At 59.4% G+C, this 13,815-nt stretch carries 11 protein-coding genes; 8 read left to right on the top strand and 3 right to left on the bottom strand.

Translation table 11 applies throughout. The annotated features are described in order from the left end of the window. Window positions 1-24: 24 nt before the first annotated feature. The 5 genes from ACNKU7_RS10635 (at window position 25) to ACNKU7_RS10615 (ending at window position 8,091) form a co-directional block, all read left to right on the top strand. A complete protein-coding gene (locus tag ACNKU7_RS10635) occupies window positions 25-1,002 on the top strand; it encodes a LysR substrate-binding domain-containing protein (protein ID WP_418296961.1) in 978 nt (325 codons plus the stop codon). A gap of 216 nt (window positions 1,003-1,218) precedes the next feature. Continuing rightward, window positions 1,219-2,640 (top strand): aldehyde dehydrogenase family protein, encoded by a 1,422-nt coding sequence (locus ACNKU7_RS10630; protein WP_418297104.1) that lies wholly within the window; start codon window positions 1,219-1,221, stop codon window positions 2,638-2,640. 73 nt (window positions 2,641-2,713) lie between these two features. Further along, a complete protein-coding gene (locus ACNKU7_RS10625) occupies window positions 2,714-4,114 on the top strand; it encodes an APC family permease (RefSeq protein ID WP_418296960.1) in 1,401 nt (466 codons plus the stop codon). A gap of 194 nt (window positions 4,115-4,308) precedes the next feature. Continuing rightward, a complete protein-coding gene (locus tag ACNKU7_RS10620; RefSeq protein WP_418296959.1) occupies window positions 4,309-6,636 on the top strand; it encodes a TonB-dependent receptor in 2,328 nt (775 codons plus the stop codon). Window positions 6,637-6,675: 39 nt separating this feature from the next. Continuing rightward, window positions 6,676-8,091 carry an NAD(P)/FAD-dependent oxidoreductase gene (locus tag ACNKU7_RS10615; protein WP_418296958.1) on the top strand — a complete coding sequence of 472 codons (1,416 nt, stop codon included), beginning with the start codon at window positions 6,676-6,678 and terminating at the stop codon, window positions 8,089-8,091. Window positions 8,092-8,222: 131 nt separating this feature from the next. Here ACNKU7_RS10615 and ACNKU7_RS10610 read toward each other — a convergent pair whose 3' ends face one another. Further along, window positions 8,223-9,062: a helix-turn-helix transcriptional regulator gene (locus ACNKU7_RS10610; RefSeq protein ID WP_418296957.1), complete on the bottom strand. Its 840-nt coding sequence runs from the start codon at window positions 9,060-9,062 to the stop codon at window positions 8,223-8,225. A gap of 203 nt (window positions 9,063-9,265) precedes the next feature. After that, window positions 9,266-9,832, bottom strand: a complete 567-nt coding sequence (locus ACNKU7_RS10605; RefSeq protein ID WP_472439831.1) for a gamma carbonic anhydrase family protein — start codon at window positions 9,830-9,832, stop codon at window positions 9,266-9,268. A 120-nt stretch (window positions 9,833-9,952) separates the two neighbouring features. On the opposite strand from ACNKU7_RS10605, the gene ACNKU7_RS10600 reads away from it, so the two are divergent. From ACNKU7_RS10600 to ACNKU7_RS10590, 3 genes are read left to right on the top strand one after another with little or no spacing between them, the layout of a single operon-like run. Beyond that, on the top strand, window positions 9,953-12,001 hold the full coding sequence (locus ACNKU7_RS10600; protein ID WP_418296956.1) for a M3 family metallopeptidase: 2,049 nt from the start codon (window positions 9,953-9,955) through the stop codon (window positions 11,999-12,001). A gap of 24 nt (window positions 12,002-12,025) precedes the next feature. Further along, a complete protein-coding gene (locus tag ACNKU7_RS10595) occupies window positions 12,026-12,295 on the top strand; it encodes a YheV family putative zinc ribbon protein (RefSeq protein ID WP_418296955.1) in 270 nt (89 codons plus the stop codon). Between the two features lie 27 nt (window positions 12,296-12,322). Next, window positions 12,323-13,129 (top strand): hypothetical protein, encoded by an 807-nt coding sequence (locus ACNKU7_RS10590; RefSeq protein ID WP_418296954.1) that lies wholly within the window; start codon window positions 12,323-12,325, stop codon window positions 13,127-13,129. Between the two features lie 15 nt (window positions 13,130-13,144). Here ACNKU7_RS10590 and ACNKU7_RS10585 read toward each other — a convergent pair whose 3' ends face one another. Next, window positions 13,145-13,759 (bottom strand): hypothetical protein, encoded by a 615-nt coding sequence (locus ACNKU7_RS10585; RefSeq protein ID WP_418296953.1) that lies wholly within the window; start codon window positions 13,757-13,759, stop codon window positions 13,145-13,147. Window positions 13,760-13,815 lie beyond the last annotated feature (56 nt).

Here is a 13,815-nt window from a genome sequence, read left to right as displayed (position 1 = left end):
AGGCACCGTAGTGAGAGTCGAACCATGGCCGCCGAGCTTCGAAACCTGTCCCTGACTTCCCTGCGCAGCTTTCACGCGGTGGGGCGCCATTGCCACCTGCGGCGGGCGGCGGAGGAGCTGCATGTGTCGCACCCGGCGCTCAGTCGCCAGATCCGCGAACTGGAAGAGCGTCTGGGTACGCCGCTGTTCCTGCGCAGCGGCAACCGCCTGTCGCTGACTGCCGCTGGCAAGCGCCTGCACCGTTCGGTATCCGAGGCCTTCGGGCGCCTCGAGCAGGGCCTGCTGACGCTGGATCCTGGCAACCTGTCCGGTGAGGTGGTGATCGCCACCACCGCGACCATTGCCACGCGCTGGCTGCTGCGGATCCTGGCGGAGGTGCAGCAGCGCTATCCGGAAATCCGCTTGCGGGTGACCACCATCGAGCCGCGCGCCCAGCGCCTCGCTGGCGAGGTGGACATTGCGGTGTGCCTCGGGGAGCCGGATGCACCGGGCCGCCAGGTGACGCCGCTGTACCAGGAGCACTACCTGCCGGTGGCGAGCCCGCAGCTGCTGCAGGCGCGGCAGGATGCAAGCCGCGCCCTGCGCCCGGCCGACCTGCTGGCACTGCCGCTGCTGCACGACCGCCAGCAGCAGTGGCAGGGATGGTTTACCGCGCAGGGGGTCGCGTACGCGCCGGCGGTCAATGGTTTGTCGCTGGATTACGCGTACCAGGCCATCGAGGCTGCGCGCCTGGGGATGGGGCTGGCACTGGCCGACCGGCTGGAAGTGAGTGAAGACCTGAAGAGCGGGCGCCTGGTGACGGTGATCGAGCGCTCATATACCATCGGCCAGTCGCTGTATCTGGTCTGCGACCACAGTGGCGCGGTCAATGATCGCACGCGGCTGGTGCTGGAGCGTATTTTCCGCTGGCTGGAAAGCCGCGGGGCGGAGCTGGCACCGGCGGCGCTGGCCCTGCAACAGACCCTGTCGTCAGCGGCCAAAGATGTGAATACCACCCGGTGATGGGCTGCCGCACGGCGGTTTCCGATGTGCACCCGCGTATCACCTGTTCAGGTGATACAGGCGCCCTTGACCTTCCCGCATACTGAATATTCATTCGAATAAGACTAACTATTGCGCAGATTGCCCGTTTGTTGGACGATTGCATGTCGCTGAAGATGAAAGCGGCGCCAAACGGTCGTGGACAATCGGTGTCCCCGCAGAACTGCAGTGAGCAAGATGGCAAACCATAACAAGATTTACGTCGATGGCCGCTGGACGGCGTCCTCCTCCAGTGCCTGGCTCGAAGTCATCAATCCCGCTAATGAATCCCCGATTACCCGTGTGCCTGCTGGCAGCGCCGCCGATGTGGCGCTTGCCGTGGAAGCTGCCGCGCGCGCGTTCGATACCTGGGCGAATACCCCCGCCAGCGAGCGCCGCGCGCTGCTGTTGCGCATCGCAGACCTGATGCAGGCCCGCCGCGGCGACCTGATCCGCGCCGTGTCCGAGAGCATGGGCTGCCCGCTGCACATTGCCGGTTGGCTGCAGGTGGATGGGCCGATCGCGGCGATGCGCCTGTTCGCCGAACACACCGGCATCACCGAGGAAACCGCCGAGCATGGCCACTCCCTGGTATGGCGGGAAGCGGTGGGTGTGTGCGGTTTCATCAACCCGTGGAATTACCCCCTGCACCAGTTTGTCGGCAAGGTCGGTGCGGCGCTGGCCGCCGGCTGCACCATGGTGGTCAAGCCGTCCGAGCAGACGCCGCTGCAGGATTACCTGATGGCGGAAATTTTTCACGAGGCCGGGTTGCCGGCGGGCGTATTCAACCTGGTACCGGGCCGCGGCACCGAAGTGGGCAGGGCGCTGTGTGAACACCCGCTGGTGGATATGCTGTCGTTCACCGGCTCCACCCGTGCGGGTATCGAGATTGCCAAGGCCTGCGCGCCCACCGTGAAGCGCGTGACCCAGGAGCTGGGGGGCAAATCCCCCTACATCATCACCGAGGACTGCGATTTCACCGCGGCGGTGCGCTATGGCGTGGACGATGTGATGATCAACAGCGGCCAGACCTGTACCGCGCTTACCCGCATGCTGGTGCCACAGAGCCGCTACGACGAGGCCCTCGACATCATCCGCACGCGCGTCGCCGAGATCGAGGTGGGCATGGGTGAAAACGCCTTTATGGGACCGCTGTCGTCTGCCCGCCAGTGGCAGCAGGTACAGGACTATATCCGGATCGGCCTCGAGGAAGGGGCGACCCTGGTGTGCGGCGGTGTCGGCAAGCCGGACGGGATTGCCGAGGGCTACTTTGCGCGCCCGACGGTATTTGCCCATGTCACCAATGACATGCGCATCGCCCGCGAGGAAATCTTCGGCCCGGTGCTGTGCGTGATTGCCTATGACGATCTCGACCAGGCGGTGGCCATCGCCAACGATACGCCCTACGGGCTGTCCTCTGGCGTGTACGCCAAAGACCAGCAGCAGGCCCTGAAGATTGCGCGACGCATTCGCGCCGGCCTGTGCTTCGTTAATGGCGGCGAGTTCAATTACCGGGCGCCGTTCGGAGGCTACAAGCAGAGCGGCAATGGCCGCGAATTTTCCCACCACGGCGTGGAAGAATTCACCGAAATCAAATCCGCACAACTGGGCGCGCCTTAACCGTGGGCGGTGCGCTGGCTGAAACTGAAAAACACAAACAAAAAAACAAAATAAGTAACGCGGGAGAATGTCCGTGACAGAAGTCGCCGTCAAAAAGAATCTCGGCAAACGGGACATGATCCTGTTTACCGTCTCCGCCATTCTGCTCGTGGACACCCTGGCCGCCACCGCGGCCATTGGTACCTCGAGTATTTTCTGGTGGCTTTTCCTCGGCCTGTTTTTCTTTGTGCCCTTCGCCCTGGTCTCTGCCGAACTGGGCTGTGCCTACCCGGAAAAGGGCGGTATCTACGCCTGGGTGCGGGATGCGTTTGGCGGGCGCTGGGCGTCGCGTATCAGCTGGAGCTACTGGGTCAATGTGGCAATCTGGATGCCGGCCATTTTCATCCTGTTTGCCGGCGTGGCGAAGCAGCTGTTCTGGCCGGACATGGGCGTCGCCGGGCAGATTGGCCTCGGCATTGTGCTGACCTGGATCGCGGTTATTGCCAATGTGGTGACCCTGAGCGTGGGCAAGTGGGTGCCCAACATCGGCGCCATCTTCAAGATCATCATTTTCACCGCGATCATCGCCGGTGCGGTGGTTTACGCCGGTGAGAACGGCCTTGCCAACCCGATCACCTTCGACAGCATCAAGCCCAACCTGAGTGACAGCCTGCAGTACATCCCGGCCATCATTTACGGCATGCTTGGTTTTGAGCTGATCAGTTCGAGTAGTGAGGAAATGCGCAATCCACAGAAGGATGTGCCGCGCGCGATTCTGGTATCCGGTGCGATCATCCTCGCACTCTACACCCTGGGCACCACCGCGATTCTGGCCGCAATTCCGGCGCAGGATATCGACCTGGTGGAAGGGCTGGTGGACACCCTGCGGCTGTTCTTCGCGGCGCTGCCGTTCGGTGACACCCTGGTGCTGATCCTGGGTGTGGCTGCGCTTTACACCTTCTTCTCCAATGGCGTCACCTGGGCCATCGGTGGCAACCGGGCGGCGGCGGAAGCGGCGGAAGAGGGCGAGCTGCCACGGGCGTTCGCGATCAAGAGCCGCCGGCGCAATACCCCGGTGGGCGCTGCGGTGCTGATGGGACTGGCGAGCACCTTCATCCTGGTACTGTACGGTTTCCTGGTGAATTCCAATGAAGACCTGTTCTGGTCGCTGTTTGCCTTCAGCGGCGTGATCTTCCTGTTGCCCTACGTGGGGATGTTCCTCGCCTTCCTGAAGATGCGCCGTGTGGATGGCGCGCGCCCGCGGCCGTTCCGCGTGCCCGGGGGCGAGCGGATCGCGCGTGTGATGACGTATTTCTGTGTATCGATCCTCGGGATCAGCATCTTCCTGTTCATCTACACCCCCGGTGAGGGTGTGCAGTGGCCGGTGCTGATTGGCTCGCTGGCGACCCTGCTGCTGGGCGAGCTGGCCATCCTGTGGGCCGAGAAGCAGAACCGCCGGCCGGCGGGTGACAGCGGCGCGGTACTGGCGACCTGAGCGCGTAAAACCGCCTCGACAGATTCCCGGCAACAAACCATACAAGAACCCGCTTTATGCGGGTTTTTGTGCTGGCGGCAAAAGTTGAAGGAAAACTCGGTTTTCTCACCCTTAGGGGTGATACCTGAATTCTTATTCGGTTTTTATAGTCTCCCCAACGATAAGACAGATAAAAGAACCTCAGGGAGCTCATCATGCCGTTACCGGGCAGCGCCTGCCGGCGCTTCACTAAAAATTCACTCGCGGTCGCCGTCACCGGCGCGTTTCTGTCCGCGATGGGTATATCCACCGGTGTCTTCGCCAACCAGATCGAAGAAGTATCCGTAACCGCGCAAAAGCGCGAGCAGTCCGTGAACGACATCGGCGTGTCCGCCAATGCCTTCAGCGGCGACATGATGAAGAACCTGGGCATCGACAGCGCCGTGGATCTGGGTGCACATACCCCCGGTCTGGTGACGGTAAACGCGACTTCCGGCGGCACCCCGGTGTTCGCCATCCGCGGCATCGGCCTGGACGACTTCAGCCCCAACAACAGCAGCGGGGTTGGCATCTACACCGATGAAGTGTTTGCCAGCAACCCTTCATTCCTCGGCGGCCAGCTGTTCGACATCGAGCGCGTGGAAGTACTGAAAGGCCCCCAGGGCACCCTGTACGGCAAGAACACCACCGGCGGTGCGATCAATTTCATCAGTGCCAAACCCAGCAGTGAATTTGAAGCGTTTGTGGACGCGGGTATCGGCAACTTCGGTGCCACCGAACTGACCGGCGTGATCAGTGGCGAGATCGGGGAAGAGGTACTCGGCCGCCTGAGCCTGAACACATCCAGCGCCGATGGCTGGCAGAAAGACCCGCAGACCGGGCGCGAATTTGGCAGCGTGGATCGCTCCGCGGGCCGCGGCCAGGTACTGTTCCCGTTCGCCGATAACGGCGAGGCCCTCGCGAAAGCTTATTTCAGTTCCGACAAGTCCACTCCGGTATCCCCCCAGGTGAGCGGCCTCGCGGATGCCTTTGGCGATGCCTCGTTTGCAGTGCTCAACAGCAGCGACGACCCCACCATCGTCAACGTGGGTGATCTCGCGGTGGCGCGCGACGAATCCGGCTACGGCGCCTCGCTGAACCTGAGTTACGGGTTCGAGACCGTCGACTTTATCTCGATCACCGCGTTCGACGCCTACGACCGCAAGGTTGTGGATAACTACGGCGGCTCCTCCGCGGCGATCCTCGACCTGTACCAGGACAACGAAATCAGCCAGTGGTCGCAGGAATTCCGCCTGGTCAGTACCGGTGATGGCGCGACCACCTGGGTCGCTGGCGTGAATGTGTCGGAAGACACCGTGAAGGTTTCCGACCGCTTCGACGATTCGTTCTTCGTTACCGATTCCGTCGCCAGCACCTTCGTGCTGAATCCGGCGGATATCACTGCGCAGGGCTGGGATCTGCTTAGCGCCGAGTACGAACAGGTTACCCAGTCCTCGGGCGCCTATCTGCACACGGAAACCGCCGTCAACGATACGCTTAACCTGATTGCCGGTATCCGCTACAGCGCCGATGACCGCACCTTCGACGGCGTGTCCACCAATCACGACGATGTGTATTCATTCAACGATGTGATTGCCGAGCTCAATGACAGCAGCAGCGAAAGCGCCGTCACCGGCAAGCTGGGCCTGGACTGGCAGGTGAATGACGATTTCCTGCTGTACGCGAATGTGGCCAACAGCTACAAGGCCGGCGCCTACTACGGCGCGGCCATCCTCGACGATGCCAGCTGGGCCTACGTGGCGCCGGAAAAAGTGCTGTCCTACGAGATGGGCTTCAAGGCCACCCTGTTTGACGCCTCCCTGCAGTTGAACGGCGCCCTGTTCAGTCTCGACTACAGCGACCGCCAGTCCCTGGTGACCATCATCGTCGACGATTTCAGTAACTATCTGGAATTCCCGGTGGCGGACACCACCCTGGTCAACGTGCCCGAGTCGAGAACCAACGGTTTCGAACTCGACCTGCACTGGCTGCCCACTGACAACCTGACGGTAATGGCCGGCATCGCCTACCTCGACAGCGAAGTCACCAAAGCGCCGACCACCGCAGACATGCGCGGCATCGCCGCCGATGCCGCGGTCAACGACAGCGCCGACGGCGTGAACCAGCTGTTTGTGGATGCGCTCGCCGCGCCGCTGCCCGCGGGTGTAGCCCTGTCACAGTCGCCGGAGTGGAGCTACAACAGCCTGCTCGCCTACGACCTGCCGCTTGCAGATTACAACCTGCGCCTGCAGACCAGCTACACCTACAGCGACGTCATGACCGCGCAGCTTGCGGATGACAATGCGCTGTCCGGACCGGTGCACTCCTGGGATGCGGAAGCCACCCTGAGTGACGGGGATGAGCGCTGGGAATTCAGCGGCTGGATCAAAAATATTGAGGACAGCAGCGCGGAGACCTATGCGTTCTCCAGCTTTGCTGGCCGTTCTTTCTATCGCCAGGCGCCGACCACCTTCGGGGTTTCGGTTCGCTACAACCTTTACTAACTGCCGCGCCGGCGACAACGCGATGATGGAGAGCTAGTCATGAGTGATGAACTGATCAGGGTAGATGCTTTGCAAGCGCTGGAGGCAACGACCTTCTTCCCCTACTGGCTGGATGCGCCGGAGCGCCCGCGCGACGAGCCGGCCCTGCAGCGCCCGCTCGACTGCGACCTGCTGATCGTCGGCGGTGGCTTTACCGGCCTGTGGGCCGCGGTCCAGGCCAAAGAGGCCAACCCCGAGCGCGACGTGGTACTGATCGAAGCAGGCAGTATTGCCATCGGTGCCTCCGGGCGCCCGGCGGCGATCCTGTCGACCTCGGTGATGCACGGCCTGGCCAATGCGCAGCGCCTGTTTCCTGAAGATATGGAAATGCTGGAGCAGCTCGGCAAGGAAAACCTGGACGGATTTCGCGAGACCATTGAGCGCTACGGTATCGAATGCGATCTGGAGTGGGGCGGCGAACTGACAGTGGCGGTGGGCGATGAAGGGATTGAGGATATCGAGAAGGAATACAAGCTCTATCGCCATTACGGTCACGACGCGCACCTGCTGGATAAAGAGGCGATCCAGCAGGAAGTGAAGTCACCGCTGTTCAACGGTGGACTCTGGTCGAAAAAACGCAGCGGCACCGTGCACCCGGCGAAACTGGCCTGGGGCCTGAAGCGCGTGGCGATGGAGCTGGGCGTACAGATATATGAAAACACGCCGATGGTCAGCAATGCCAAAAGCAAAGGCGGCGTACTGGTAAAAACCCCCAAGGGCCGCGTGCAGGCCAACAAGGTATTGCTGGCCACCAACGCGTTTGCGTCCGGGAATAAAAAAATCCGCAATCGGGTAGCCGCTATACGCGATCGCATCGTGGTCACCGAGCCGCTGAGCGAAGCGCAGATGGCGAGTATCGGTTGGCAAAACCGTCAGGGCATTTACGACACCCGTACGCAGTTGAACTACATGCGCTTGACCGCGGATAACCGCATCCTGTTCGGTGGCCGCCTGGATTATTTCTTTGGCAACAACACCGATCCGGAAGATGACAAGGCACCGGAACCCTATGTGCGCCTGATCGATAATTTCTACCGCACCTTCCCGTCGCTGCGCGGTATCAAATTCAGTCACGCCTGGAGCGGTCCGATCGCGCTGACCACGCGTATGGCGGTGCACTATCAGCACTACCACGGCGGCAAGATGCTGTACGCAGGTGGCTATTCCGGCTTCGGTGTCACCGCGACACGCTTTGGCGCCCGCGTGGGTCTGGCGATCCTGGACGACAAAAAAGTGCCGGAGCGCTCACTGAATTTCGCCCGTTCGCAGCCGGCGTATATTCCGCCGGAACCGTTCCGCTGGATCGGGGCGAAAATCACCATGTACGCGCTGGATACGCTGGATGAAAAGCGCGGTTGGCGCATTCCCTGGGTGCGCATGGTGGAAAAAATGGGATTCCCCATTACCCAGAAATAGTGCGTTTGAAATAGATTGTTTGCTGACCGTTGTTTTGAATTGAATTCTGTCTTGTGGACCTTCGCCCGCGCTGTCACTTTGGAACCTACCTCTCCTGAGTGACAAATGCGGGCTTTTTTGTGTCCGCGAATTTATTTTTCCAGGCTCGTGAGCGGATCCGGATCGCTGCCGGTGTGATGGCGCAGCGCACTGATAAACAGGTAGAACAATTCCGACTGCGAAGTGACGTCGAGTTTGGAGTAAATATGTTTGCGGTGGGTTTTTATGGTGTCGATACTGGCATCGAGCTTTTCCGCCATCGACTTGATGGAGTGGCCGCGCATGGTCATGTGCAGTACTTCGCACTCACGATTGGTCAGCAGTGAGCTGCCAAAATTCTCCAGTGCCTTTTCCAAGCGCTTGCCGAACGTTTCCTGCTGATGTTCTGCGCTGGCGTAATTGCGGATCCATTTCCGCAACACACTCTGTGCCAATGGCAGCAGGGATTTGAGTAGAGCAACTTCCTGAGTTGAAAATCGACCCTTGCCAAGATCCGAGGCGCGACCTATGGACAGGCTCGCGATGATCCCGCCTTCGCCGCGCACGAGATAGCAGGCTTCGTCACCGAGATTGGCCTCGCGGTAATACATGCGGAAATACTCGGTCTGGCTAAATGCGTCTGGCGTCACTTCGCGCAGGAGATAAAACCCTTCTTTCTCGTCATCCACGGCCGCGCGATAAAAGGGGTCAAACAGGTAGGCACCTTCAATGTAGCGATCAACCTGTGTGCTGAGTTGCTCATTTGCCAGCAGGCGGTGGTGGGTGATTTCCGGCGCGCTGTCCACCGGGTACAGAATTGCCATGCTGCTGTTGCCGCTCACCAGTGATTCGGCGCCGCGCAACAATTCATAGATGCGCTGCGAATCAGACTCGCTGTCGAGCAGGTTGGCTACACACTGGTGCCAGTGGGTGAGATCTGAAGTGACACTCATACACGGTAATCGGTAAAGAACGGGATAATTGTGCTGCAAAAAATAAGATTCTTGGCACCCTGTTCCGCTACTCAGCACGGGGGAAAATCAGCACGAAAGCGGAGCAAAATCTTAACAAAAAAGCCCGTTTCAATGGTGGTTGAAACGGGCCTTTAAGAAATCTTTATACCGATTTTTCAGCGAGGGAAAGAACTTTCTGTGCCCTATTCATGTGCAAGATATTCGTCCTTGAGCTTGACGTAATTGCCGGCGGTGTAGGTAAAAAAGTTGCGCTCTTTTTCCGATAGCGGGCGCGCCTGCTTGGCCGGTGAACCCACATACAGGTAGCCGCTTTCCAGGCGCTTGCCCGGTGGCACCAGTGCGCCTGCGGCGAGCACCACATCGTCTTCAATCACTGCGCCGTCGAGTACAATCGCGCCGATGCCGATCAGTACCCGGCTGCCTACCGTGCATCCGTGCAGGCAGGCCTTGTGGCCGATGGTCACGTCCTCGCCGATGGTGAGCGGCCAGCCGCCCTCATTGAATGCGCTCGCATGGGTGATGTGCAGTACCGAACCATCCTGTACGCTGGTGCGCGCGCCGATGCGCACACGGTGCATATCGCCGCGGATCACCGCCATGGGCCAGACGGAACAATCGTCCCCCAGCTCCACGTCGCCGATCACGGTGCTCATCGGGTCAACAAACACGCGGGCGCCGAGCTTTGGCGCGCTGCCACGGTGCTCGCGCAGGTTCACATTGGGGGTTTCGGCGGGGGCGTTGGTGGACAAGGCTGACCTCCGGAATGGCTATCCACTAAAATACAGCGCATATGTTAACCCCGTCTGCCGCGTCCGCGGTCGTTCGGGGCGCGTTTGTTTTCTGTATCCGCTTACCGACAAGGAATGCCCATGTCCGACACGCTGTGGTCCAACCCGCTGTTAGAGTCCCCCGTACTGCCGCCTTTCGACCGCATCCAACCGCAATTCGCGGAGCCGGCCATTGTTGAACTTATCGACAAATGTCGCGAAAAGCTGCGAAAAGGTCTGGAAAGCGCGGGAGAAAATCCTAGCTGGGAAGAAACCCTGGCACCGCTTGAGGAGGTTCAGGACCAGTTGGGAAAGGCCTTCAACCCGGTATCCCACCTCAACAGTGTGCTGAGCGGCAAGTGGCGCGCGCCCTATGAGGCCTGTCTGGCAAAAGTCACCGAATACTGGACGGAAGTCGGGCAGGATCCGGCCCTTTATGCGGTGTATCGCACACTGGCCAAGGCACCGGACTTCGGCAGCTGGCCCCAGGCCCGCCAGCAGGCGGTACGCCACGGCCTGCGGGACATGCACCTGGGCGGGGTGAGCCTGGAGGGCGCTGCGCGCGAGCGTTTTGCCACCATCAGCAAGCGCCTGGCAGAACTGAAAAGCACCTTCGCTAATAACGTGCTTGATGCCACCAACGCCTGGACCCTGAATATTGAAGACGCTTCCGAACTGGCCGGTATCCCGCAGACGGCACTGGCCACCGCGCAGGCACTGGCGGAGTCCAAGGGCAAAAATGGTTGGCTGCTGACCCTCGACGGTCCCTGTTTTCTCGCCGTGATGACCCATGCGGACAATCGCGACCTGAGGCACAAGATGTCCATCGCGTACATCACCCGCGCGTCCGATGTCGGGCCCAACGCCGGTGAGTTCGATAATGCCAATGTGATGGCGGAAATACTCGCGCTGCGCGCTGAGCAGGCACACCTTCTGGGCATGAAGAACTATGCCGAGCGCTCGCTGGCCAGCAAGATGGCAAGGGATCCGGAAGAAGTGGAAAACTTCCTGTGGGATCTCGCCAAGCGCGCGCGGCCTGCGGCGGTGAAGGAATTTTCGGAGCTGCAGGCGTTTGCCGCGGCAGAGCTTGGTATCGACCAGTTACAGCCGTGGGACATTGCCTGGGCCGCAGAAAAACTCAAGCAGTCCCGCTATGCGATCAGCCAGGAAGAGCTGCGCCCATATTTCCCGTACCCGAGAGTTCTGCAGGGGTTGTTCGCCGTTGCGGAAAAACTGTTTGGGGTAACCGCGCAGGAGGATTCCTCTGTCGCCACTTACCATCCCGATGTGCATTTTTACTGGCTGAAGCGTGGAGACGAGCGGATTGCGGGCTTTTACCTGGATCCCTATGCGCGGGAGAACAAGCGCGGCGGTGCCTGGATGGACGACGCCCGGGTGCGGCGCCAGAGTGTCGGCGGCCTGCAGTTGCCTATTGCTTACCTGGTGTGTAACTTTTCATCTCCATCAAAAGATGCGCCAGCGCTGCTGACCCACTACGAAGTCACCACGCTGTTTCACGAGTTCGGCCACGGCCTGCACCACATGCTTACCCGGGTGGATGTAGCGGCGGTGTCGGGCATCAACGGCGTGGCCTGGGATGCGGTGGAGCTGCCAAGCCAGTTCCTGGAAAACTGGTGCTGGGAACCGGAAGCGCTGGCACTGATTTCCGGTCACTACCAGACCGGAGAGCCCCTGCCGCAGGCACTGCTGGACAAAATGCTTGCAGCCAGGAACTTCCAGTCGGCGATGTTTACCGTGCGCCAGCTCGAGTTTGCCCTGTTCGATTTCCTGTTGCACTCCCGCCCGGAGGGCGCCAACGGGCTGGAAATCCAGCGCCTGATCAACGAGGTGCGCAGTAAGGTTTCGGTGGTTCCGGTATCCCCAGAAAATCGTTTCCAGAACAGCTTTAGCCACATTTTTGCCGGTGGCTATGCGGCCGGGTACTACAGCTATAAATGGGCGGAAGTGCTGTCCGCAGATGCATTCTCCCTGTTTGAAGAGAACGGGATTTTCGATCCGGCAACAGGGCAGAAATTTTTACATACCGTGCTGGAGCAGGGGGGAAGTCGTGATGCTCAGGATCTGTTCACGGAATTCCGCGGCCGCGCGCCTAAAATAGACGCGTTGCTGCGTCACTCCGGCATTGAATAAGCGGAATTGAAAGAGGTAACAATCATGTCCGATCAGAATGAAATACAGAAACCGGCCAAGCGCCGGTTTATCGCCGGTGCGGTGTGCCCACGCTGCAGCGAGATGGATCGCATCGTCAATTACAAACTCGGCGATAAAAATTATCGTGAATGTGTCGCCTGTGGATTCAAGGATGAAATCCGCCTGCAGGCAACGCCGCGGGAACTGGATACCCGCGTTAATCAGACTGATGACAGGGAAGTAGAGGAGACTGCGGTGAAAATATTGCAGCCGCCAGGTAGCAAAAAAAAATAACCTGAATTCAGATCACAAGAGAAACGCTTGAAAAAAATTTATCCACTCATTGCGCTCATCCTCGTATTGGCCATTGCCGGAAAGAAAGGATTCGACTACTACCAAAATCAGCGTGCCGAACAGCGCGCACAGGTTTCCTATCTGTTGAGTCGTTGTGTAAATCAAAGCCTGCTATCACTGTTCCACTTGCAGTCGAATGACTGGAAAGCGAAGCCGGAGTTTTACCGCGAGGAGGAAAGTTTGCTGCGCGCGGCAGTGTCCGAACTGCCCGTGCAATTGCTTGATGGGAAACCATTTTCGGAGTGGCAGGCCGCGGTGGATATCTGCAACCGCCTGACAGAAAACAGCAACCGGCAGCATCGAACCATTTTTCGCCCGGTCGCTTATATGGCGAAAACCGGGCTGTGGGAAATGGAGCGCCTGACCGATACCCGCACCCTGGAGCGGAGAAAAAAAGCGCTTTATCGGGTGCAGGTGAGTGCACAGGCTGCGGACAGTTACCTGGAAGATTTCCAGGCCGACGTCACCAGTTTGCTAAATAATAGTTTGTTATCTGAAGAAAGTCGCAGGGCTGCGCAGGAGGAGATTCAGCGGACTGTTTTTTCCGGTTATCGGCACGGAAATTTTTCTCGTAAAGAAGTTGACCTCTATCTTGACCGACAGCAGCACTTCTATCAGCTGCTGGTCGACAATCCCAAGGGTTTTGCCGTGCGCGCCGGCAGCCTCTATTTTTACGATAAAAAACTGCACCGTGAAGTGGATGGCCTCAATCGCGCGTTACTTACCAGTGAAATTGATTTTTATAATCAATGGCGGCAAATCGTCACTCGATAGCAGGAGCCAGCGAACCTAATGGGAATTGTCCAGCTCCCTGTCCATGGCCGGAGCGAGCAGGGAAATCTGCATGTGCTGGGCAAAGTCCGGCCAGTTTCCCGGGTCATCTTCGAACCGTTGCTTGCTCAGAATCAATGAAACCAGGTGTGCCGGATCCAGCTGTTCCGGTTCAAAACGGCGCACCAGTAATTCGCTCAGGTTATCCAGTTGGCAAGCGAGTGATTCACCCAGCAATTCACGCACCACCAGGTTAGCGACCATGGGATCCATGGGCAATATTGGTGTGCCGCAGAGTGGCTGCAGGATATCGTTGATTTCTTCCATCGTCCGGTGGGCCAGGTAAGCCTCATCCAGGATCGATCCGAGACCGTGTTCATGTGGTTGACGCTCCGGTACGGAGCTGAAGCTGTGGAGAATTAGTTCCCTTACCGGACGGAAATTGAGACCGGCCGCCTGACAGAGCGTATCTATCTGTTCGAGCCAGGCTGGGATCACCTGAATGTAGCGGATAACGAAACATGTCAGGTGCAGCGGCGCATCGCGCTGGGGCAACTGGACACTGCGATGGATTCTCGGCAGCGTATCGTGCAGGGAGCGCCGAAAACGACAGCGATCCTGCTCGGCCTGCACGGCTCGATCAATGCATTGTTGAATGAACTTGTAGGATTCGCACATCGGTCAAAAAT

This window comes from Microbulbifer weihaiensis (genome assembly GCF_048323715.1).
Lineage (GTDB): Bacteria > Pseudomonadota > Gammaproteobacteria > Pseudomonadales > Cellvibrionaceae > Microbulbifer.
The sequence above is the reverse complement of the archived record's forward strand: the minus strand, read 5'-3'. Positions and strand labels throughout refer to the sequence as shown.

What these genes read in the sequence shown, in the direction of transcription:
- ACNKU7_RS10635 (WP_418296961.1), top strand. Translation starts at nt 25, where the DNA reads ATGGCCGCCGAGCTTCGAAACCTGTCCCTGACTTCCCTGCGCAGCTTT.
- ACNKU7_RS10630 (WP_418297104.1), top strand. Translation starts at nt 1,219, where the DNA reads ATGGCAAACCATAACAAGATTTACGTCGATGGCCGCTGGACGGCGTCC.
- ACNKU7_RS10620 (WP_418296959.1), top strand. Translation starts at nt 4,309, where the DNA reads ATGCCGTTACCGGGCAGCGCCTGCCGGCGCTTCACTAAAAATTCACTC.
- ACNKU7_RS10615 (WP_418296958.1), top strand. Translation starts at nt 6,676, where the DNA reads ATGAGTGATGAACTGATCAGGGTAGATGCTTTGCAAGCGCTGGAGGCA.
- ACNKU7_RS10610 (WP_418296957.1), bottom strand. Translation starts at nt 9,062, where the DNA reads ATGAGTGTCACTTCAGATCTCACCCACTGGCACCAGTGTGTAGCCAAC.
- ACNKU7_RS10600 (WP_418296956.1), top strand. Translation starts at nt 9,953, where the DNA reads ATGTCCGACACGCTGTGGTCCAACCCGCTGTTAGAGTCCCCCGTACTG.
- ACNKU7_RS10595 (WP_418296955.1), top strand. Translation starts at nt 12,026, where the DNA reads ATGTCCGATCAGAATGAAATACAGAAACCGGCCAAGCGCCGGTTTATC.